This is a genomic window from Janthinobacterium sp. UMAB-56, from assembly GCF_900095265.1.
Classification (GTDB): Bacteria; Pseudomonadota; Gammaproteobacteria; order Burkholderiales; family Burkholderiaceae_D; genus Janthinobacterium.
This window is the reverse complement of sequence record NZ_LT607663.1, coordinates 55,128-75,651: the sequence shown is the minus strand read 5'-3', so window position 1 is coordinate 75,651 and position 20,524 is coordinate 55,128. Positions and strand designations below refer to the sequence as shown.

19 protein-coding genes are annotated in these 20,524 nt (G+C 63.2%); 10 read left to right on the top strand and 9 right to left on the bottom strand.

Annotation, left to right across the window (positions count from 1 at the left end; all coding sequences use genetic code 11):
- The first annotated feature begins 176 nt into the window (after positions 1 to 176).
- The 9 genes from K0F85_RS20585 to K0F85_RS20545 all read left to right on the top strand — a co-directional run bounded on the left by K0F85_RS20585 (position 177) and on the right by K0F85_RS20545 (position 8,439).
- Positions 177 to 1,589 carry an ATP-binding protein gene (locus K0F85_RS20585; protein ID WP_219117808.1) on the top strand — a complete coding sequence of 471 codons (1,413 nt, stop codon included), beginning with the start codon at positions 177 to 179 and terminating at the stop codon, positions 1,587 to 1,589.
- Positions 1,586 to 2,128, top strand: a complete 543-nt coding sequence (locus K0F85_RS20580; protein ID WP_257572932.1) for a SlyX family protein — start codon at positions 1,586 to 1,588, stop codon at positions 2,126 to 2,128. Before K0F85_RS20585 ends, K0F85_RS20580 begins: the two co-directional genes overlap by 4 nt.
- A complete protein-coding gene (locus tag K0F85_RS20575) occupies positions 2,125 to 3,492 on the top strand; it encodes a sigma 54-interacting transcriptional regulator (protein ID WP_219117807.1) in 1,368 nt (455 codons plus the stop codon). The genes K0F85_RS20580 and K0F85_RS20575 overlap by 4 nt, the downstream gene beginning before the upstream one ends.
- A gap of 267 nt (positions 3,493 to 3,759) precedes the next feature.
- Entirely contained in the window at positions 3,760 to 4,122 is a 363-nt protein-coding gene (locus K0F85_RS20570; RefSeq protein WP_034752546.1) for a BON domain-containing protein, read from the top strand.
- Between the two features lie 209 nt (positions 4,123 to 4,331).
- Positions 4,332 to 5,345 carry a bile acid:sodium symporter family protein gene (locus K0F85_RS20565; protein WP_219117806.1) on the top strand — a complete coding sequence of 338 codons (1,014 nt, stop codon included), beginning with the start codon at positions 4,332 to 4,334 and terminating at the stop codon, positions 5,343 to 5,345.
- A gap of 118 nt (positions 5,346 to 5,463) precedes the next feature.
- The gene (gene modA, locus K0F85_RS20560) at positions 5,464 to 6,222 is read left to right on the top strand and encodes a molybdate ABC transporter substrate-binding protein (RefSeq protein ID WP_219117805.1); all 759 of its coding nucleotides are present in this window, start codon (positions 5,464 to 5,466) and stop codon (positions 6,220 to 6,222) included.
- Positions 6,223 to 6,240: 18 nt separating this feature from the next.
- Positions 6,241 to 6,912, top strand: a complete 672-nt coding sequence (gene modB / locus K0F85_RS20555; protein ID WP_219117804.1) for a molybdate ABC transporter permease subunit — start codon at positions 6,241 to 6,243, stop codon at positions 6,910 to 6,912.
- 17 nt (positions 6,913 to 6,929) lie between these two features.
- Positions 6,930 to 7,631: a sulfate/molybdate ABC transporter ATP-binding protein gene (locus K0F85_RS20550; protein ID WP_219117803.1), complete on the top strand. Its 702-nt coding sequence runs from the start codon at positions 6,930 to 6,932 to the stop codon at positions 7,629 to 7,631.
- 40 nt (positions 7,632 to 7,671) lie between these two features.
- The gene (locus tag K0F85_RS20545; protein WP_219117895.1) at positions 7,672 to 8,439 is read left to right on the top strand and encodes a TOBE domain-containing protein; all 768 of its coding nucleotides are present in this window, start codon (positions 7,672 to 7,674) and stop codon (positions 8,437 to 8,439) included.
- A gap of 1 nt (position 8,440) precedes the next feature.
- Here K0F85_RS20545 and K0F85_RS20540 read toward each other — a convergent pair whose 3' ends face one another.
- Positions 8,441 to 11,515 carry a response regulator gene (locus K0F85_RS20540; RefSeq protein WP_219117802.1) on the bottom strand — a complete coding sequence of 1,025 codons (3,075 nt, stop codon included), beginning with the start codon at positions 11,513 to 11,515 and terminating at the stop codon, positions 8,441 to 8,443.
- A 239-nt stretch (positions 11,516 to 11,754) separates the two neighbouring features.
- Between K0F85_RS20540 and fnr the strand changes: the two genes are divergently transcribed.
- Positions 11,755 to 12,513, top strand: a complete 759-nt coding sequence (gene fnr, locus K0F85_RS20535) for a fumarate/nitrate reduction transcriptional regulator Fnr (RefSeq protein ID WP_219117801.1) — start codon at positions 11,755 to 11,757, stop codon at positions 12,511 to 12,513.
- Positions 12,514 to 12,516: 3 nt separating this feature from the next.
- Here the strand turns inward: fnr and K0F85_RS20530 are convergent, their stop codons facing one another.
- The 8 genes from K0F85_RS20530 to K0F85_RS20495 form a co-directional block, all read right to left on the bottom strand.
- The gene (locus K0F85_RS20530) at positions 12,517 to 13,041 is read right to left on the bottom strand and encodes a FixH family protein (protein WP_219117800.1); all 525 of its coding nucleotides are present in this window, start codon (positions 13,039 to 13,041) and stop codon (positions 12,517 to 12,519) included.
- Positions 13,042 to 13,095: 54 nt separating this feature from the next.
- On the bottom strand, positions 13,096 to 14,478 hold the full coding sequence (gene ccoG, locus K0F85_RS20525) for a cytochrome c oxidase accessory protein CcoG (protein ID WP_257572931.1): 1,383 nt from the start codon (positions 14,476 to 14,478) through the stop codon (positions 13,096 to 13,098).
- A 4-nt stretch (positions 14,479 to 14,482) separates the two neighbouring features.
- On the bottom strand, positions 14,483 to 15,403 hold the full coding sequence (gene ccoP, locus K0F85_RS20520; RefSeq protein ID WP_219117799.1) for a cytochrome-c oxidase, cbb3-type subunit III: 921 nt from the start codon (positions 15,401 to 15,403) through the stop codon (positions 14,483 to 14,485).
- Positions 15,396 to 15,599: a cbb3-type cytochrome c oxidase subunit 3 gene (locus K0F85_RS20515; RefSeq protein ID WP_219117798.1), complete on the bottom strand. Its 204-nt coding sequence runs from the start codon at positions 15,597 to 15,599 to the stop codon at positions 15,396 to 15,398. The genes ccoP and K0F85_RS20515 overlap by 8 nt, the downstream gene beginning before the upstream one ends.
- Before the next feature lies 1 nt (position 15,600).
- Complete coding sequence (gene ccoO / locus K0F85_RS20510) at positions 15,601 to 16,215, bottom strand: cytochrome-c oxidase, cbb3-type subunit II (protein ID WP_219117797.1); 615 nt, start codon at positions 16,213 to 16,215, stop codon at positions 15,601 to 15,603.
- 15 nt (positions 16,216 to 16,230) lie between these two features.
- Positions 16,231 to 17,658: a cytochrome-c oxidase, cbb3-type subunit I gene (ccoN, locus tag K0F85_RS20505; RefSeq protein WP_046681775.1), complete on the bottom strand. Its 1,428-nt coding sequence runs from the start codon at positions 17,656 to 17,658 to the stop codon at positions 16,231 to 16,233.
- A gap of 238 nt (positions 17,659 to 17,896) precedes the next feature.
- Positions 17,897 to 18,073: a cbb3-type cytochrome oxidase assembly protein CcoS gene (gene ccoS / locus K0F85_RS20500; RefSeq protein WP_219117796.1), complete on the bottom strand. Its 177-nt coding sequence runs from the start codon at positions 18,071 to 18,073 to the stop codon at positions 17,897 to 17,899.
- Positions 18,074 to 18,076: 3 nt separating this feature from the next.
- On the bottom strand, positions 18,077 to 20,518 hold the full coding sequence (locus tag K0F85_RS20495; RefSeq protein WP_219117795.1) for a heavy metal translocating P-type ATPase: 2,442 nt from the start codon (positions 20,516 to 20,518) through the stop codon (positions 18,077 to 18,079).
- Positions 20,519 to 20,524 lie beyond the last annotated feature (6 nt).

Sequence of the window (20,524 nt, the reverse complement as noted above, 5' to 3'; positions counted from 1 at the left end):
AAGTTTTCCCCTATTGTACTAGGAGTATTCGCGCGCCGCCGCCGGTGCCTTGCTGGCGGCCGCAAAAGCGGCAGTGTTGCAAAATTGATCATTCCCGGGTGGCTGGCGTCTCCGAATGTAAGCTTAGCGTACCATGCGCCTTTTCCCCCTTGCTGACTGAACCGAAGGCACTTACCTTGTCCAGACTGTCCTTTCGCCAACTGCTATTTGCCGCCTTCATTTTGACGACGGGCATTTTGACGGCCACGTCCGTGCAAGCCCTGCTGACCCTGGAGCACCTGGCGCGGCTGGGGCGCGAGACGGCGGCGCAGGCGATTACCCTGACGGAACAGTCGCAGCGCCTGTCCGAGCGCACCCTGGCCATGGAGCGCAGCGCGCGCCAGTTTCTCGTGCTCGACGACCCCGTGTTCCGCGAGCGCTATGCGGCGGCCCGCGACGACGCGACGGCCGCGCTGCAAGTGTTGAACCGCGCCACGCCCGAGTTCGCGCCGCAGCTGGCTGAGGAGTGGACGGCGCAGGCGCAAGCGGCCTGGGAAGTGTTGCAGGCCGGCAAGCGCCGCAAGCGCGATGGCCACGCCGTCGTGTACCGCGCGTTTGCCCGCATGACGCAGATCAATGACAGCCTGGCGCGCGAAAGCAAGACGGAAATCGGCAGCCGCAACGACGCCCTGCTGGCCGAGCTGGAGCGCCAGCGCCGCGTGCTGGGCGTGCTGGTGGGCGGCGCCGTGCTGCTGGCGGCCGTGCTGGCCACCTGCTTCGGCTTCTTGCTGTCGCGCCCCTTGCGCCGCATCGAGACGGCCATCGGGCGCCTGGGCGACAAGCGCTATGACCAGCCCATCGTCGTCGGCGGCCCGGCCGATACGCGCCGTCTGGGCCAGCAGCTCGACTGGCTGCGCCAGCGCCTGGCGGACCTCGATGCCGACAAGGAACGCTTTTTGCGCCACATCTCGCATGAGCTGAAGACGCCGCTGGCGGCGCTGCGCGAAGGCGTGGCCTTGCTGGAAGACGAGGTGGCAGGCAAGCTCAGCGATGGCCAGCGTGAAATCGCCGGCATCCTGCAGCAAAACACGGCGTCCCTGCAAACCCAGATCGAAGACTTGCTGCGCTACAATACCGCCGCCTTTGACGCCCAGCATCTGGCGCACAGCAAGGTCGATTTGCTGGTCTTGCTGCAAGATGTGGTGGCCGGGCAGCGCCTGCAATGGCTGGCGCGCCGTTTGACGGTCACGGTGCAGGGCGTGTCCCTGATCGTGCAGGCCGACCGCGACAAGCTGGCCACGGCCCTGGCCAACCTGCTGTCGAATGCCGTGCGCTTCAGCCCGGAAGGCGGCAGCGTGCAATTTGCCTTGTCCTGCGAAGGCGGCCGTGTGCGCATCGACTGCATCGACGAGGGGGCCGGCGTGGCGCCCGAGGATGCCGCGCGTATTTTCGAACCGTTTTACCAGGGGGTGCGCCAGGCGGCCGGTGCACGCAACGGCAATGGCATCGGCCTGTCCATCGTGCGCGAATATATCGCTGCCCACGATGGCAGCGTCACCCTTTTACCGCGCCAGGCTGGCGCGCATTTTCGGATAGAACTGCCCTTATGATGACGAGAATTTCCCTGGCCGGCATGGCCGCCTGTGCGCTGCTGTTGGGCGCTTGCGCCGCCAAGCCTTCCCCCCAGACGCCTGTGCTGGTGCAAACGCCGCCGCGCGTGGTGGTGGTGGCCGATCCCCAACTGACCGAACTGCTGGCCTATCAAAGTGCCTTGCGCCTGATGACGCCGTCGGAACTGATGAAGGCGCAGCTGGACCTGGCGAAGGCCGATCACGCGCCGCACAACACCGTCCGCCGCGCCATGCTGCAGGCGACTGTGCGCGGTGCCGGCGACCTGGCCCGCGCGCAAGCCTTGCTGGAACCGCTGGCCACTGCCACGGGCAAGGATGGTCAACTGCTGGCACCGCTGGCGCAATTGCTCAGCAGCCAGTACGGTGAGCTGCGCCGCCAGGAAGAGAGCATCGACAAGCTCAACACCCAGCTGCGCGACGCCCAGCGCCGCATCGACCAGTTGAATGAAAAACTCGAAGCGCTGAAAAACATCGAACGCAGCCTGTCCGTGCGCCCTGCCGCGGGAGCGCCAAAATGAGCGAGCACGCCCACATCTTATTGGTCGACGACGATCCAGACCTGCTGCGCCTGCTGACCATCCGCTTGAAGGCAGGCAATTATCGGGTCACGGCCGTGGGCAGCGCGGAAGCGGCGCTGGCGCGCCTGGCCGTGGAATTGCCGGCCCTGGTCATTACCGACGTGCAACTACCGGGCCGCGACGGCCTGGCCCTGTTCGATGAAATCCGCCGCCAGCATGCGGCCCTGCCCGTCATTTTGCTCACGGCACACGGCACCATTCCCGACGCCGTCGAAGCGACGGCGCGCGGCGCGTTTGCGTATCTGACGAAACCGTTCGACGGCAAGCTCCTGATGGAAAAAGTGGCGTACGCCATCAACCTGTCCACCGTCATGCCGGCGCCTGCCTCCGGCGACGAAAGCTGGCGTGCCGAGCTGATCAGCCGTAGTTCGCAGATGGCCGAGCTGCTGGCCGAAGCCAAGCTGGTGGCCGGTTCCGATGCCAGCATCTTGATACGCGGTCCCAGCGGCACGGGCAAGGAATTGCTGGCGCGCGCCCTGCACAATGCCAGCCGCCGCGCCAATGCGCCGTTCATCGCCGTCAATTGCGGCGCCATTCCCGAGCAGCTGCTGGAATCGGAACTGTTCGGTCACGTAAAAGGGTCGTTTACGGGCGCCGTCGGCAACCGCGAAGGCTTGTTCCTGGCGGCCGATGGCGGCACCCTGTTCCTGGACGAGATCGGCGACATGCCGCTGCCGCTGCAGGTCAAACTGCTGCGCGTGCTGCAGGAGCGGGCCGTGCGCCCCGTCGGCGCCGACCAGACGCGTCCGGTCGATGTGCGGCTCTTGTCCGCCACGCACCGCGACCTGGACGTGGCCATGGCGGAAGGGCAATTTCGCGAAGACTTGTATTACCGCCTGAACGTCGTGACCCTGACCCTGCCGCCGCTGGCCGAGCGCCGCGAAGATATCTCCCTGCTGGCGAACCATTTCCTGCAGAAACTGGCGGCCAAGTATCAAAAAACCCTGAATGGCTTTGCGCCCGATGCCTTGACTGCCTTAGTCAGCGCGCCATGGCCCGGCAATGTGCGACAGCTGGTCAATGTGGTCGAGCAAGTGTGCGCGCTGGCCACGGCGCCGCTGGTGCCCTTGTCCCTGGTGCAACGCGCCCTGCGCGTGCCATCCCTGGAAGCACTCAGCTATAACGAAGCCAAGCAGCGCTTCGAGCGCGACTATCTGATTCAATTGCTGCGCCTGACGGACGGCAACGTGGCCGACGCGGCCCGCCTGGCCGACCGTAACCGCACGGAGTTCTACCGCTTACTACAGAAATATGAGCTGACGCCGGCCCTGTTCCGCGGTGATGCTGACCCTGTCGCTGAATAGCGACAAAAATAAATCCTTTTAAATCAGTGGTTTAGCGTAAAACGTTGATGGTTTTGCCACTAGCTGTCGCTGCCAGGCGACAAAAAGCCCTGTTTTTCGGGCCAGATCCGGCCAGAACGCGCAGAAAAAATCGGATTTGAATATAAGTGATTGATTTTAAATGAAATTTAAAAGCTGGCACGGTGCTTGCTGTATGGGTAGATGTGACGCTTCAAAGTGTTGCTTTATCCAAGTAAGAAGCTTTTAACTTCATTGAGAGGAACTACCATGCAAACATCGAAACTGTTCAATACCCTGGTTGCCGCTATCGTTCTGTCGGGCGCCTCGATCACCGCTTCGCATGCAGCTGACTCCGCACCAAAAGCACAAGCTCCTGCTGACACCGTCGTGGCCGCCAACGCCGCCGCAGCCGTCCCTGATGAAACCATCACTTCCTCGGCCAAGGCCGCCCTGAGCGCCGATGCGCAAGCCGCTGCCCTGCCAGTCAAGGTAGCAACACAGCAAGGTGTTGTCGTCCTGTCGGGTGACGTGCCGAGCGCCGAAGCGGGTGACCGCGTCGTGCAGATCGTCGCTTCCGTGAGCGGCGTGAAGGAAATCAAGAACGAACTGAAAGTCAAAGCCGCCGGCTAATCGCCCTCGCGCTGTACTTTACTCCGGGTTGCCCTGTCTGCGGACAGGGCATTTTTTTGTCCGCACGGTTTTTGCAGGGCGGCGATACCCATGCCGCCAGGCAAGGTGCCGGGCAATACAGGTAGAATAGCCAGCACTGGCGCCACTCCCGGCGCTTTTTGTCATCCACGGCACAGTGTTGCAAGGCTGCGCCGCTACCAGGTCACCGCATGTCTTCTTTCTCTCCCGCCGCCCTGCTGCGCAATCTGAAACCCGATAATTTCACCATCGCCCTGCTCGTCACCGTGGCGCTGGCCAGTTTCCTGCCCTGCACGGGTCAGACAGCTGTGGTCTTCGGTCATGTCACCACCGTCGCCATCGGCGCCCTGTTCTTCCTGCATGGCGCCAAGCTGTCGCGCGAAGCCGTGGTGGCCGGCGTCATGCACTGGCGCCTGCACTTGCTGGTGCTGGCCAGCACCTTTATTTTGTTCCCCTTGCTGGGCCTGGCCCTGCGTCCGCTGGCGCTGACCTTCCTCACGCCCGAGCTGTACGTGGGCATTTTGTTCCTGTGCGCGCTGCCATCGACCGTGCAATCGTCGATCGCCTTGACGGCCATGGCGCGCGGCAACGTGCCGGCCGCCATCTGCAGCGCTTCTGCCTCGAATTTCATCGGCATCTTCCTCGCGCCCATCCTGGTGGGCTTGCTGGTGGCCAAGGGCGCGGAAAGCAAGTCGTCGCTCGATGCCGTGCTCTCCATCGTCATGCAATTGCTGCTGCCCTTCCTGGCCGGCCAGTTCCTGCGCCGCTGGATCGGCCGCTGGGTCGACCACCACAAGGCCATGCTGAAATTCGTCGACCAGGGTTCCATTTTGCTGGTGGTCTACACGGCCTTCAGCGAAGCCGTCAGCGAAGGCCTGTGGCACACGATCTCGGTGGAAACCCTGGTCGCCCTGTGCGTGTTCAGCATACTGTTGCTGGCGCTGGTGCTGGGCCTGATGACCTTCATCAGCCGCCGCCTCGGTTTTTCCAAGGAAGACGAAATCGCCATCGTCTTTTGCGGTTCGAAGAAAAGCCTGGCCAGCGGCGTGCCCATGGCCAAGGTGCTGTTTGCCACGCACTCGCTGGGCATGGTGATCCTGCCGCTGATGCTGTTTCACCAGATTCAGTTGATGATCTGCGCCGTGATTGCGCAACGCTATGCAAGGCGCAAGGATGGCCTGGAGAGCGAGAAAGTGGCCGCCTGAGGCGGCACGAGGGCGCGCTGGACACAAGTTCAGCCGCCTTGACTTGTGCCATGGCAGAACGCTATATATGCGTGTATATTACGCTCCTTGTTCACCGTTCACTTACAAGGATACGATCATGCGCCTCACCTTCCTCGCCAAGCTCCTCGGCACCGCCCTGCTGGCTACCGCCGCCACCTCCGCCTTTGCCGGCGAAGTGGTGGTGTCGGCGGCGGCCAGCCTGACGAATGCGTTCAAGGATGCGGCGCAAAGCTACGAGGCGCAGTATCCGGGCAGCAAGGTGTCCTTGAACTTCGCCGCCTCGGGCGTGCTGCTGCAGCAGATCGTCAAGGGTGCGCCCGTGGACGTGTTTGCCTCGGCCGACCAGGAAACCATGGATGCGGCGCAAAAGCAGGGTCTCGTCTTGCCAGCCGACCGCATGGATTTCGTCGGCAACAGCCTGGTGCTGATCGTGCCGCACGATAGCAAGCTGGGCATCAAGAGCTTGAGCGACCTGATGCACAAGGGCGTGACCCGCGTGGCCATCGCCAACCCGGCCAGCGTGCCCGTCGGCCGTTACTCCGAAGGCGCGCTGAAGAAGGCGAAACTGTGGGAAGCCGTGCAGCCCAAGGCCATTGGCACGCAGAACGTGCGTCAGTCGCTCGACTACGTGGCGCGCGGCGAAGTCGATGCAGGCTTTGTCTACGCCACCGACGCGGCCATCATGAAAGACAAGGTGAGCGTGGTGCTGGACGTGCCATTGGACGCGCCCGTGCTGTACCCGATCGCCACCATCAAGGGCAGCAGCAATGCCGCCGAAGCGCGGCGCTTCGTCAGCTACCTGCAGACGGCGCCGGCGCAAGCCATCCTGGCCAAGTACGGTTTCAAGAAGCCATAACTTCAGGGACGCGCCCGCATGGATATCGCCTGGACCGCGCTGGCCCTGTCGCTGAAAGTAGCGGCCTGGGCCACGGCGCTCAATTTGCTGCTCGGCATCGGTACGGGCTATCTGCTGGCGCGCACGCGTTTTCCCGGGCGCGAGTTGCTCGACGCCCTGTTGACCCTGCCGATGGTGATGCCGCCTACCGTACTCGGCTATTACCTGCTGGTGCTGCTGGGCCGGCGCGGCACCCTGGGCGTCTGGCTGCAGGACAACTTTGGCATCAACCTCATTTTTACGTGGCAGGGCGCCGTGATCGCCTCCACGGTGGTGGCCTTTCCCCTCGTCTTCAAGCCGGCGCGCGCCGCCTTCGAGGCCGTCGACGGCCAGCTGGAGCAGGCGGCCCGCGTGCTGGGTATTTCCGAAATGGCCATCTTTTTCCGCGTGACCTTACCGCTGGCCTGGCGCGGCATCCTCGCCGGCGTGTTGCTGGGCTTTGTGCGCGCGCTGGGCGAATTCGGCGCCACCCTGATGGTGGCTGGCAGCATCCCCGGCAAGACGCAAACCTTGTCGGTGGCCGTGTATGAAGCCGTGCAGGCGGGCCAGGACGACGTCGCCAACACCCTGGTGCTGATCACCTCTGCCGTGTGCATCGTGGTGCTGCTGTCGGCTGGCCGCCTGGCGCCCGGGCGCATCGCGCACAAATGACGCTGAGGATGACGCCTATGCAACTCGACCTCGACCTTCGCGCCACCTTGCGCTCCGGAAAACGCCGCTTCGACATGCAGGTGCAATGCACCTCGAACAGTCAGCGCATCGCCATGTATGGCCCCTCCGGCGCCGGCAAAAGCATGACCCTGAAAGCCATTGCCGGACTCTTCACGCCTGACGCTGGGCATATCCGCCTGAATGGCCGTACCCTGTTCGATTCCGCCGCCGGCATCAATTTGCCGCCGCAGCAGCGCAATGTGGCTTACCTGTTCCAGGATTACGCGCTGTTCCCGCACCTGACGGTGCGCCAGAACGTGGGCTTCGGCCTGGCGCGCGGCTGGTTCAACCCGCGCGCGCGCGAAAAGCTGGCCAAGGTCGAGCATTGGCTGACCGCCTTTCATTTGCAGGAACTGGCGCACCAGTTTCCCGACGAGTTGTCCGGAGGCCAGCGCCAAAGGGTGGCGCTGGCGAGGGCGCTCGTGGCCGAACCAAACGCGCTGCTGCTCGACGAGCCGTTTGCCGCCCTCGATCCGGCCCTGCGTGTCAAAATGCGTCTGGAACTGAGCCAGTGGCAGCAACGCCTGGACGTGCCCATGATCCTGATCACCCACGATCCGGAAGATGCGCGCATCCTGGGCGAGCATGTGCTGTACTTGCGCGACGGACAGATCGATAACAGGGAAGAACACATGGCATTGGGTGAACGCATTGGATAAGTCAGCGGCAGCGGAAATCGGCCTGCAAGGCTCGGTATGGATGACGGTGGGTGGCGAGCATCTGGGCGGCGCCGGCCGCGTGGAATTGTTGGGCGCCATCGCCGAGTGCGGCTCCATCACGCAGGCGGCCAAGCTTGTGAAGATGAGCTACAAGGCGGCCTGGGACGCCATCGACGCGATGAACAACCTGGCCGGCGAGCCGCTGGTCGAGCGCTTGACGGGCGGCAAGGGCGGCGGTGGCACGCGGCTGACGCAACGGGGGCGCCAGCTGGTCGACAATTTCCGCATCATCGAGCGCGAGCATGCGCGCTATCTGCACCAGCTGGGCAGCCAGGCGGAAGGCATCGCCGACGATCTTTTACTCATACGGAGAATGGCCATGAAAACCACGGCGCGCAATCAATTCCTGGGCAAGGTGGCCGAACTGAAACAGGGTGCCGTCAACGATGAAGTCACCCTGGAATTGCCCGGCGGACAGCACATCGTCGCCATCGTCACGCAGGGCAGCAGCGTAAACCTGGGCCTGGTGCCGGATGCGGAAGCGTTTGCGCTGATCAAGGCTTCGTCGATCATCCTCGTGACTGCCAGCGACGGGGCGCGCTTTTCCGCGCGCAATCAATTGTCCGGTCTGGTGACGCGCGTGCAGACGGGCGCCGTCAACACGGAAGTGGTGCTGGACTTGCCGCGCGGCGGCACGCTTGCCGCCATCATCACGAACCAGAGCAGTACCGACCTGGGCATAGCCCCCGGCAGCAGCGTGACGGCGATATTCAAAGCGTCCAGCGTGATCCTGGGTGTGCCTGCCTGATTTAATCTTGTAAGCGCGCCAGCCACTCCCGTGCCGCCGCCAGCGCCAGTTCCAGTTCCTGCGCCGTTTGCGCCAGCAGCGCCGGCACTGCGTCCAGGCTGCCCGCGTCGATGGCTTCCTCGGTGGCGAACGCGGCGCGGATCAGGCGTTTCGTGCCCAGGGTTCCCACGGAGCCGCGCACGCCATGCAGGATGCGCGCGACGTCGCTGTGGCGGCCTGCCTGCAACGCTGTTTCGGCGTCGCGCATGGGCGTCATGCCCTTGTTCAGCGCGTCTTCCACCATGCGCCGCAGCACACCGCGCCCTTTCGCGTCGCGTCCCATCACGCGCATCAGCGGCGCCATGGAAAACATTTCCTCATCGGCGACGGGCACCGTCTCGGCCGCCTGCACTTGCGGGCGCTTGGGCAGGTGGCGCAGGATGACTTGCATCATCTCTTCTACCACCACGGGCTTGGCGATGAAATCGCTGATGCCGGCCGTCATGCAGCGCTCGCGCTCGGACGCCAGTACGCCGGCCGTCATGGCGATCACGGGCAGGCTCAGACGCAGCTCCGTGCGGATGATGTGGGTGGCGCTGAAGCCGTCCATGACGGGCATCTGCATGTCCATCAGCACGATGTCGTAGCGCAGCGCTTCCGTGCGCAGCCGTTCTACCGCCTGCAAGCCGTCTCCCACCACATCCAGCGTGGCGCCCATGTGTTCGAGAATGCCGCGCGCCACGGCCTGATTCAAATGGTTGTCTTCCACCAGCAGGAAATGCACGCCGGCCAGTTCCGTGCCCAGCGGCTGGTGCAACATGCGCTGCTCGCCGTCGTCGTTCTTGGCGATCAGCGCCTGGTGCAGGGCGTCGAACAGGCTCGATCCCGTGATCGGTTTCATCAGCACGACATCGGCCTCGGCCGCGCTGGAGATTTCTTCCAGGTGATTGCGGGCGAAGGCGTTGACCATCACCACGATGGGCTGGCGCTGGCCCGTGGCAGCCTGGCGGATGGCCTTGGCCGTGGCCAGGCCATCCATCACGGGCATGTGCCAGTCGGCCAGCACCACGTCGTACGGTTGCTGCTGTGCCAGGCGTTCGCGGTACAGTTCGATGGCGGCAAAGCCGGAGTCCACTTCGTCGGCCAGCCAGCCCCACGCCTCGATCAGCTTGACGATCAGTTCGCGCGTGGTGCGGTTATCGTCGGCTACCAGCAGACGCAGCTGGCCCAGGGTCGGTGTGCGCCGCGTCTCGGCCGGCTGCGCCAGCATCTCGAAGGGTACGCTGAACCAGAAGCGGCTGCCCTTGCCTTCGCTGCTGGCGACGGCGATCTCGCCGCCCATCATGTGGATCAGCTGCTTGCTGATGGCCAGGCCCAGGCCCGTGCCGCCGAAGCGCCGCGTGATGCTCTGGTCGCCCTGCGAAAAAGCGGAAAACAGCTGCTGTTGCTGCTGCTCCGTCATGCCGATGCCCGTGTCGCGTACTTCGAAGCGCAGCCAGGCGCGCCCGTTATCGCTCTCGGCCAGGCTGACGGCCACCACCACTTCGCCGCTCTCGGTGAACTTGATGGCGTTGCCGGCCAGGTTGACGAGGATTTGCTGCAGGCGCTGGGTGTCGCCCACGAGGCGCCGCGGCACATCGGGTTCGACGGCGATGGCCAGTTCCAGCTCCTTTTCGCCCGCATTCATGGTCATCGTCGTGGCCAGCGTATTCATGACTTCGTCGAGGTCGAATTCGACAGGCGACAATTCCATGCGGCGCGCCTCGATCTTCGAATAATCGAGCACGTCGTTGAGGATGCCCAGCAGCGACTGGCCAGCCACGCGCACCATGGTCAGATACTTGCGCTGTTCCGTGTCGAGCCGGGTATTGCCCAACAGATACACCATGCCCAGCACGGCATTGAGGGGCGTGCGGATTTCATGGCTCATGTTGGCCACGAAATCGCTTTTCGCGCGGTTGGCCGCCTCGGCCCGGTCGCGCTCCTGTTCCAGTTCCGCCGCGCGCGATTCGAGTTCCTGCTGCAGGCGGTCGCGTTCGCTCATCAGGCCGTTGAACGCTTCCGTCAGTTGGCCGATCTCGTCGCGCTGCTGCACCGGCACGGGGGTGAAGCGGCTGCCGCTGGTGCGCAGGGCCAGCAGTGTATCGCGCAGGCGCACCAGCGGCGACAGCAGGCGCACGGTGACCCAGCCCAGCACGGCCGCGGCCAGCAGCGAAGCGAGGATGCTCCACAGCACGAGCCGGTACAGCACGCCATCGAAGGGTTCAAAGGCATCCTCGATGGGCAGCGAGGCGGCCAGCAGCCAGTTCACCGATTGCAGGCGCTTGAAGCTGTTGACGGCCGTGGTGCCGCGGCTATTGGTACTGACCATGCTGCCTTCGCCATCCTCCTGCAGCAGCCGGGTGGTCGCCAGGTTGGCGTCCGGCTGGCGCGGCTGCAGCAAACGGCTGGTGTCGGGGTACAGCACATAGCGCGGCACGGCGCCGCGCGTGAGGATGAAGTAATAGCCGTTCTTGCCGATTTTTTCCGTGCGCAGGCGTCCCAGCAGGTTGTCCTTGTACAGGCGCAGCACGCCGATCACCACGCCAGCCACCTGGCCATCGGCGTCCAGCACGGGGGCGACCATCTGCACGATGGGCATGCCGCTCGATTTGCCCAGCATGGGCTCGGTAATCATGGGCTGGCGCGTGCGCAGGACGGTCTGGAAATATTCGCGCTCGGCGACATTGATGCCGGCGCGCCCCGCCACTTCCGGCATGTCGGCCACGATGGCGCCCTGCGCGTCGAGCACCAGCACGTCATCGAACAGCACCAGCATCGAGCGGCGCGCATAGTATTCGCGCAGCCGGGCAGGCTGGCCGATCAGTTCCGGCGGCTGTTGTTTGGCCGTCAGGGTGACGATTTGCAGCAACATGCCGAGCTTGTCGTCGAGCTCGGCGGCAGTGCGGCTGATCACTGCCGATTGCTGGCCCAGCAAGACTCGGGTGAAGTCGTCGCGCATGTGCTGCACCTGGAGTATGGTGACCAGCGCGATCATGGCGATCGAGGTCAGGCTGGTGGCCAGCGCGACTTTTGCTTTGATGCCGAGAGGCTTCATGATTTCCTTTTCAGTGCCGGGCGGCACAGGCGGCAGATAATGCTGTCAGGAATTTTCCTATCAATACCTCAGCTTGGCAAGCGCCACTGCGCAAATTGCCCTCCCCGTACGGGCTTTTGACGATGTTGCCATATAATTAAAGGCTAGACGTCGTTTATTCGCCGAAATTGCGGCGAAATTGGCACACGGCAACTCTGTATGCAGTAAACTTGTTATTGCATTTTCAAAAAGGTATCGACATGACAGAAGCGCCAAGCACTCCCACCTTGCCCACAGTGAACGTGGAGGCCTTGCGTGCGCGGTGCTCGACCTGCAGCATGCATCAATTGTGCCTGCCGATGGGTCTCGATGTGGGTGACATGGATAGACTGGACCAGATCATCGGCCGCCGCCGCAAGATCGCGCGCGGCGCCCCGCTGTTCCGCATCGGCGACTCGTTCCAGAACCTGTATGCAATACGCCTGGGGCACTTCAAGACCTACCAGATCAATCCGGGCGGCGAAGAGCAGGTGACGGGCTTCCAGATGGCGGGCGAACTGCTGGGCATGGATGCCATCAGCGCCGACCGCCACCACTGTAATGCGGTGGCACTGGAAGATAGCGAAGTGTGTGAAATTCCGTTTTCCAGCCTGGAACAATTGCTGGGCAATATGCCGACCCTGCTGCGCCATTTCCACCGCATGATGAGCCAGGAAATCACGCGCGAGCAAAGCGTGATGCTGTTGCTGGGCAATATGCAGGCGACGCAGCGTTTTGCCGCCTTCATCGTCAACCTGGCGTCGCGCTACGAGGCGCGCGGTTATTCCGGGACCAATTTTCAGCTGCGCATGTCGCGCGAGGAAATCGGCAACTACCTGGGGCTGACCATCGAGAGCGTCAGCCGGCTGTTGTCGAAGTTCAAGAAGGAAGGCTGGCTGCGCGTCTCCAACCGCGAGATCGAGATACTGCAGCCGGCCAAGTTGAAAGCCATTACGGCCGGCACCGACGTCTGCAAATAAGGCTTATAACTCTTCATCGGCATGCAGCGCGATGCTGCGTTGCAGCGGCCAGGTCCAGATGCCGGACAGGCGCCACTCGCGCTTGTCGTTTTCCACCAGCACTTGCCAGCGGCTGCGTTCGAGCATGGGCAGCGCCACCGAGAAGTTGCCGGCCGCATCGGGCTGTACCATCAGCTTGATATCTTTTTCCGGCAGGGTCGCATGCGCCAGGTGCAGCAGCAAAGGTCCCTGGTAAGCCTTGCTGAAGCTATGCACGGAACCGGTCAGGCGCGCTGCAGCAACGTCATACGACAGGCTGGTATCCATCGCCAGGTTGCTGGCGATGGTATCGCGCCGCAAGTCCTGATTGATCGCTTTGCCCTGCTTGTAATAATCGCCCACCACCAGCGCGTCGGGCTGCGTAAACGCGATATAGCCCATGAAGCTGCCGACGACCACGGACAGGCCGGGACCGAGCATCAGCAGCCACGGCCAGCGATGCTTGTACCACGGTGCAACGGGAGCTTGCAGCTTGAGACTGTCGGACATGGTATTTCTCCTGATTAATTGGCCAATCCCCATACGGGGACTGGCCTTGCTACCTTAGCGCGGCACGATGAAGACCGCGCTTTCACGCACATGCAGCGTTGGGTCGTCCAGCGATTGCAGTTCGACCGCAATCTTGTTCGAGCCCTTTTCTCCCACGCCGTGCGGCACGCGCAGGCGGATCGGCCAGCCCAGCGTTTCCGTCGGCTGCAAGGTCACTTCCTCGCGCGTCAGCAAGGTCAGGCCCGGCAAGCCGGAAGCGCTGATTTTGAAATGCTGGCTTTGCTCCGAAGTGTTCATGATCTGCAGGCGGTAGACGTTTTCGATCATGCCGTCTTCCACTTCGCGTCCCATCGAACCGCGGTCGCGGATGACGTCCATTTTCAGCGGCGTGCGCAGGGCCAGCGAAGTACACACGGCAATGATGATCAAGGCCAGGATGGAGGTGTAGATCAGCACGCGCGGGCGCATGGCGCGCTGGCGGATCTGCTGCGAACTGAAGTTGTTTTCCATCGCATGGTCGGTACTGTAGCGTACCAGTCCACGCGGCCGGTCGACCTTGTCCATCACGCTGTTGCAGGCATCGACGCAGGCGGCACAGCCGATGCATTCATACTGCAGGCCGTTGCGGATATCGATGCCGGTCGGACACACTTGCACGCACAGGGTGCAATCGATGCAATCGCCCAGCTTATCGTTGTTGCCGGCCTTCTTGCTCATGGCGCCACGTGGTTCGCCGCGCTTGGCATCGTAGGTGATGATCAGGGTATCCTGGTCGAACATGGCGCTCTGGAAGCGCGCGTAGGGGCACATGTACTTGCACACCTGCTCGCGCAGCCAGCCCGCGTTGCCGTAGGTTGCCAGGCTGTAGAACAAGACCCAGAACCATTCCCAGGGACCGAAATTGAAGGTGCTCACCTCGCGCGCCAGTTCCTTGATCGGCGTGAAGTAGCCGACAAAGGTAAAGCCCGTCCACAGGGCGATGGCGCCCCATGCCAGGTGCTTGGCCGTCTTCTTGAACGTCTTGCGCACGGAGGGGCCCTGCTTGTCGAGGGCCATGCGCGCGCTGCGCGTGCCCTCGATCCGGCGTTCGACCCACAGGAAGATTTCCGTGTATACCGTTTGCGGGCAGGAAAAGCCGCACCACACCCGCCCGGCAATGGCCGTGACGAGGAACAACAAATACGCACAGATGATCAGCAGGGCCGCCAGATAGATGAAATCCTGGGGCCACAGCACGACGCCGAAAATGTAGAACTTGCGCGTGGTCAAATCGAACAGCAGGGCTTGCCTGCCATTCCAGGTCAACCACGGCAAGCCGTAGAACGCCAGCTGGGTAAGCCAGACGCATACCCATCGCCAGGTAGCGTAGCGTCCTTTGGCCTCGCGAGGGTAGATTTGCTCGCGGGCCGCATACATCTTGATGACTTGAGGTTCCATTACGTCATTTCACGGGCGTCTGAGGATTTGACAGGCTCCAGACATACGCCGACAGCACGTGTACCTTGGATTCGCCGAGGAAATCGCTGAAGGCCGGCATGGTGTTGTTGCGTCCCTTGCGGATGGTTTCCATGATGGTATCGGCGCTGCCGCCATACAGCCAGATCTTGTCCGTTAGGTTAGGCGAACCGAGCATCTGGTTACCCTTCGCATCGGCGCCATGGCAAGCCATGCAGGCGCCGAACTTGGCCTTGCCCAGTACGGACTTGACGGGGTCCGAGGTGGAACCGGATAGGCTCAGCACATAATGAGCCACGTTCTCGACATCCTTCTCGGAGCCCAGCGCGGCGCCCATCGGCGGCATCTGGCCATTGCGGCCATGCATGATGGTGGTCTTGATGATGTCGGGATCGCCGCCATACAGCCAGTCCTTGTCGGTCAGGTTGGGGAAGCCCTTGTTGCCGCGTGCATCCGAACCGTGGCATTGCGCGCAGTAGGTCAGGAACAGACGCTGGCCGATGGCTTGCGCCTGCGGATCGGCGGCCACCGTCTTCAAGTCCTGGCTCAGGTACTTGTTGAACAGGGGGCCGTAGTCGGCTTCCGCCTTCTTCAGCTCTTCCTCGTACTGGCCCGTCGATTTCCAGCCCAGGCTGCCGGCATAGTTGCCCAGGCCCGGATACAGGAACAGATACGCCAGGGCGAAGACGATGGTGATGTAGAACAACCACATCCACCAGCGCGGCATCGGCGTATTGAGTTCCTTCAAGTCCTCGTCCCAGACGTGGCCGGTGGTACCGTCGGCGGGCGCGCCGGCGGCCACTTTCACCTTCGACTGCGAGTACAGCAGCACGCCGCAGCCGATGATGCCCAGCAAGGACAGCACGATGATGTAGATATTCCAGAATCCATTGGTAAAGTCAGCCATGGTTGCGCTCCTTCGCCAGGTTCATCTCGGCTTCAGCCGCGTAATCGAGCGCCTCGTCGTCGAACGGCAGGCGCGCCGCCGCGTCGAAGTCGCTATTGCTGCGGCTGAAAGTCCACCACAGTATGCCTACGAACGTCGTAAAGGAAACCACCGTCATGACGCTGCTGGCGCTGTCAAACAGGTTGTCGATTGCCATGCTAATTCCTTGTTTTGATTAATGTACCGAGGCCTTGCAGATAGGCGACCAGGGCGTCTTCTTCCGTCTTGTCCTGCAGCTGCGCGGGGCCGGCGGCGATCTCTTCATCGCTGTACGGCTGGCCCAGGCGCTTCAGGGCGCGCATCTTCGGCATGATGTCGCCGGGCTCCAGCTTGGTCTTCGCCAGCCATGGGTAGGCCGGCATGTTCGACTCGGGCACCACGTCGCGCGGGTTGTTCAAGTGCGTGCGGTGCCATTCATCGCTGTAGCGGGCGCCCACGCGGGCCAGGTCGGGCCCCGTGCGCTTGGAACCCCACTGGAACGGACGGTCGTAGACGAACTCGCCAGCGACCGAATAGTGGCCATAGCGCTCCGTTTCCGCGCGCAGCGGACGCACCATCTGCGAGTGGCAGTTGTAGCAGCCTTCGCGCACGTAAATGTCGCGGCCTGCCAGGCGCAGCGGCGAATACGGCTTCAGGCCGGCGACCGGTTCCGTCGTGCTCTTCTGGAAGAACAGGGGAACGATCTCGACGGCGCCGCCGATGCTGATCACCACCGTGACCAGGGCGATCAGCAGCCAGGGGTTTCTCTCAATCCATGCATGTGAAAATTTCATTTGCTTTCGCTCCTATCAGGCGTGCGCCGCGTTCAGTTCCGGAATGCGGGCGACGGGGAGTTTGCTGCCGCGCAAGGTCATCCAGGTGTTGTAGCCCATGATGCACATACCCGACAGGTACAGCAGGCCACCGGCCACGCGCACCACGTAGTACGGATACGTTGCTTTCACGCTTTCGACAAAGGTGTAGGTCAGGGTGCCGTCCGGATTGACCGCGCGCCACATCAGGCCCTGCATCACGCCGGCGATCCACATTGCGGCGATATACAGCACGATGCCGATGGTGGCCACCCAGAAGTGCACGTCGACCAGGCGCGTGCTGTGCATCTGCGTGCGGCCCGCCAGGCGTGGCAGCAGATAGTAGATCGAACCCATGGTGATGAAGCCCACCCAGCCCAGGGCGCCCGCATGCACGTGGGCAACGGTCCAGTCGGTGTAGTGCGACAGCGAGTTGATGGTCTTGATCGACATCATCGGACCTTCGAAGGTGGCGATGCCGTAGAACGACAGCGAGACGATCATGAATTTCAGGATAGGGTCGGTGCGCAGCTTGTGCCAGGCGCCCGACAGGGTCATGATGCCGTTGATCATGCCGCCCCAGCTTGGCGCCAGCAGCACCAGCGAGAAGACCATGCCGATCGATTGCGTCCAGTCAGGCAAGGCCGTGTAATGCAGGTGATGCGGGCCGGCCCACATGTAGGTGAAGATCAGCGCCCAGAAGTGGACGATGGACAGGCGATACGAGTACACGGGGCGCTCGGCCTGTTTCGGGATGAAGTAGTAAACCATGCCCAGATAGCCGGCGGTCAGGATGAAGCCCACCGCGTTATGGCCGTACCACCACTGGATCATGGCGTCCTGCACGCCCGCATAGGCGGAATACGATTTGGTGAACGACGCTGGCATGACGGCGCCATTGACCACGTGCAAAATCGTCACGGCCAGGATGTAGGCGCCGAAGAACCAGTTGGCCACGTAGATATGCTTGACCTTGCGCTTGATCAGGGTGCCGAAGAAAACGATGGCGTAGGCAATCCAGACGACGGCGATGAGGATGGCGATAGGCCATTCCAGCTCGGCGTATTCCTTGCCGCGGGTCAGGCCCATGGGCAGGCTGACGACCGCGCACAGGATCACCGCTTGCCAGCCCCAGAACGTGAAGGCGGCCAGCTTGTCGGAAAACAGGCGCACCTGGCAGGTGCGTTGCACGACGTAGTACGAAGTGGCGAACAGGCCGCAGATGCCGAAGGCGAAAATCACCGCATTCGTGTGCAGCGGACGCAAACGTCCGTATGTCAGCCAAGGTATGTCGAGGTTCAGGGCAGGCCAGGCCAGCTGAGCGGCGATGATAACGCCAACCAGCATGCCGATGATGCCCCATACCACAGTAGCGACCGCGAATTGCTTCACGATCTTGTAGTTATAGTTCAGCGATTGATCCACAAAGACTCTCCCTGGAATTACTATTTATGATGGTGGCCAGAGAGTAAGTGTTTGACCGTGAAAAAACTTTGATGTGGATCAAAATTCCCCGGATGAAATAAGCGTAGCGAACTGGCATCAAAATAAACCGCGTTTCGGGCAAAAAAATGCCATGCAAGATCCCTACAAGCAGGGCTTGATCTGTGTCAAAAGGCGTATTTCAACGACGCCCAGGCGCCATCGTGCCGGAGGGGAAACGTCAGGCCTGTGGTTCGTCGGGCGCCGGTTTGGCCGGCGTATCGTCGTCCTGCAGCACGCGCAGGCCCGGTCCGACGAGGTCGTCGAACTGGCCGCTGTCCGAGGCCGTGAAGTAGACCCACAGGGCGATGAAAACGACCACGACGCTTAAGGGGATGAGGAGGTAGAGTGCTTCCATGGTTCAGACTTTCCGCAGGCGCAGGGCGTTGGCGATGACGACGGCCGAGCTGGCAGCCATGCCGACACCGGACAGCCAGGGATTCAGGAAACCCAGCGCGGCGGCCGGGATGGCCGTCAGATTGTACAGCGTGGCCCAGCCCAGGTTTTCGCGGATGATACGCATGCTGCGCGCGGCCGTTTGCGCCGTGTCGAGCACGCACTGCAACTGGCTCGAGAGCAGCACCGTGTCCGCATGCGCCTGCGCCAGCGCGGCGCCGGAACCCATGGCGAAGGAGACGTCGGCACCGCTCAGCACGGCGGCGTCGTTGATGCCGTCGCCGACCATGGCCACGACGGCGCCCGTAGCCTGCAATTGCTGCACGAAATCGAGCTTTTCATCGGGCAGGCATTCGCCGCAGGCCGTGGCGATGCCCAGTTGCGCCGCCACGTTTTGCGTCAGCGCTTCCTGGTCGCCACTGAGCAGCACGACTTGCTTGCCGTGCCGGCGGAAATAGTCGACGACGTCGCGCGCTTCCGGGCGCAGCGCATCGCTGAGCAGGAAGCGCGTGAGCCAGCGTCCCTGCGTGCCCAGGTACAGCGGCGTCATGCCTTGCACGCCGACGGCCGTGTCGCCCAGCGGCGGCCCGGCGATGGCGGCGACGAAGGCCGCATTGCCGAGTCGGTAGCGCACGCCGTCGACGCAGCCTTCGAGTCCCTGTCCCTGCACTTCCTGCAATTGCTCGGCATGCGCGCGTGGCTGCTGTCTTGGCAACCCTTCGGCGGCGGCCAGGATCGCCTGCGCCAGCGGATGGGCGCTGCCCGCTTCCAGCACGGCGGCCACTTGCAGGCTAGCGTCGTCCGTCATGCTGCCGAGCCCCTCGATGCGCTGCAGCACGGGCCGGCCCAGGGTCAAGGTCCCCGTCTTGTCGAAGATGATGTGCGTGGCGCGGTGCAGGGTTTCCAGCACATGCGGCTGGACGATCAGCACGCCGCGCCGCAGCAGGCTGTCGGTAGCGGCCGCCAGCGCCGTCGGCGTGGCCAGCGATAGTGCACACGGGCACGACACGACCAGTACGGCGATGGCCACGGGCCAGGCCCGCGACGCATCGTGCCAGCTCCAGAAGGCGAACACGGCGACGGCAAACAGCAGCAGGCCCAGCACGAACCAGGCGGCCACTTTGTCGGCCCATTGTGCGATCTGCGGCTTGCCGCTGCCGGCCCGCTCGATCAGTTTCAATAAATCGGACAGGGTGCTTTCGCGTGCCGGCTTGAGCACGCGCAAGGTCAGGATGGCACTCGCGTTGATGGCCCCGCCTGGCACCTGGTCGCCCGTTTCGCGGCGCTGCGCCGCGCTCTCGCCCGTCAGCAGCGACAGGTCCAGCGCACTCGTGCCCTCGATGATGACGCTGTCGGCGGCGATCGCCTCGCCCGGTTTCACGAGCATGATGTCGCCCACGGCCAGGCTGGCGGCCGGCACCAGGGTCGTGGCGCGGTTGTCGGGAAAGCCCGGCATCAGCGAGGCCGAGGCAGGCAAGGCGTGCTGCAGTCGTTCCAGCGCCGAAGCCGCCTTGCGGCGCGCCTGCAGCTCGAAGTAACGGCTGCACAGCAAGAGGAAGATGAACATCGTGGCCGAGTCGTAATACACCTCGCCGTGGCCCGTGAAGGTCGCCACCACGCTGCCGAAGAAGGCTGCCAGGATGCCCAGCGCCACCGGCACGTCCATGCCCAGTGTGCGCGCGCGCAGGCTGGCCCAGGCGCCCTGGAAGAAGGGCATGGCCGAATAGCAGATGGCCGGCAAGGTGAGCAGCAGGCTGGCCCAGCGCATCAGGCTGGCCATATTTTCGTCCAGCGTGCCATCCTCGGCGGCCAGGTAGGCGGGCGCCACATACATCATGACCTGCATCATCGACAGGCCGGCCACGAACAGCTGGCGGCCCAGGGTCTTGCTGGCCTTTTGCAGGCGCTCGCCATGGCGCACGGCGTCATACGGATAAGCCGTGTAGCCGACTTGCCGCACGGCTTGCAGGATGTCGCCCGGCTCGCATTCGGCGCGGCTCCAGCGCACGTACAGGCGCTCGGTGGCGACGTTCAGGCTGGCCGCCTGCACGCCGGGCAGGCGCGTCAGCTGGCGTTCGATCAGCCAGACGCAGGCGGCGCAGCGTATGCCTTCGACGGACAGGGTCGCTTCGCAGCTGCTGGCGTCGCGCGCGAATTGCGCGTCGTCATTGCTGTACAAACGCAGTTCGGGCGGCATCAGGGTGGCATCAAACGCGTTGACGGCGTACTCGTCGCGGTCGCGGTAATACGCGCTCTGGCCGATGTCGACGATGGTTTGCGCCACCGCTTCGCAGCCGGGGCAGCACATGGCGCGCGGCAGCTCGTCTATGGTGACGAGCCATTTACTGCCGGCAGGGACGGGCAAGCCGCAGTGGAAACAGGTAGTAGGTTTCAAGACAGCATTCATACGATT

Bases quoted from the DNA above. Each gene is read 5' to 3' on its own strand.
- K0F85_RS20550 (WP_219117803.1), top strand. From the start codon at position 6,930: ATGCAACTCGACCTCGACCTTCGCGCCACCTTGCGCTCCGGAAAACGC.
- modA (WP_219117805.1), top strand. From the start codon at position 5,464: ATGCGCCTCACCTTCCTCGCCAAGCTCCTCGGCACCGCCCTGCTGGCT.
- ccoP (WP_219117799.1), bottom strand. From the start codon at position 15,403: ATGGCTGACTTTACCAATGGATTCTGGAATATCTACATCATCGTGCTG.
- ccoG (WP_257572931.1), bottom strand. From the start codon at position 14,478: ATGGAACCTCAAGTCATCAAGATGTATGCGGCCCGCGAGCAAATCTAC.
- ccoO (WP_219117797.1), bottom strand. From the start codon at position 16,215: ATGAAATTTTCACATGCATGGATTGAGAGAAACCCCTGGCTGCTGATC.
- modB (WP_219117804.1), top strand. From the start codon at position 6,241: ATGGATATCGCCTGGACCGCGCTGGCCCTGTCGCTGAAAGTAGCGGCC.
- K0F85_RS20580 (WP_257572932.1), top strand. From the start codon at position 1,586: ATGATGACGAGAATTTCCCTGGCCGGCATGGCCGCCTGTGCGCTGCTG.
- K0F85_RS20570 (WP_034752546.1), top strand. From the start codon at position 3,760: ATGCAAACATCGAAACTGTTCAATACCCTGGTTGCCGCTATCGTTCTG.
- K0F85_RS20495 (WP_219117795.1), bottom strand. From the start codon at position 20,518: ATGAATGCTGTCTTGAAACCTACTACCTGTTTCCACTGCGGCTTGCCC.
- K0F85_RS20540 (WP_219117802.1), bottom strand. From the start codon at position 11,515: ATGAAGCCTCTCGGCATCAAAGCAAAAGTCGCGCTGGCCACCAGCCTG.
- K0F85_RS20575 (WP_219117807.1), top strand. From the start codon at position 2,125: ATGAGCGAGCACGCCCACATCTTATTGGTCGACGACGATCCAGACCTG.
- K0F85_RS20530 (WP_219117800.1), bottom strand. From the start codon at position 13,041: ATGTCCGACAGTCTCAAGCTGCAAGCTCCCGTTGCACCGTGGTACAAG.
- K0F85_RS20565 (WP_219117806.1), top strand. From the start codon at position 4,332: ATGTCTTCTTTCTCTCCCGCCGCCCTGCTGCGCAATCTGAAACCCGAT.
- fnr (WP_219117801.1), top strand. From the start codon at position 11,755: ATGACAGAAGCGCCAAGCACTCCCACCTTGCCCACAGTGAACGTGGAG.
- K0F85_RS20515 (WP_219117798.1), bottom strand. From the start codon at position 15,599: ATGGCAATCGACAACCTGTTTGACAGCGCCAGCAGCGTCATGACGGTG.
- ccoS (WP_219117796.1), bottom strand. From the start codon at position 18,073: ATGGAAGCACTCTACCTCCTCATCCCCTTAAGCGTCGTGGTCGTTTTC.
- K0F85_RS20545 (WP_219117895.1), top strand. From the start codon at position 7,672: ATGACGGTGGGTGGCGAGCATCTGGGCGGCGCCGGCCGCGTGGAATTG.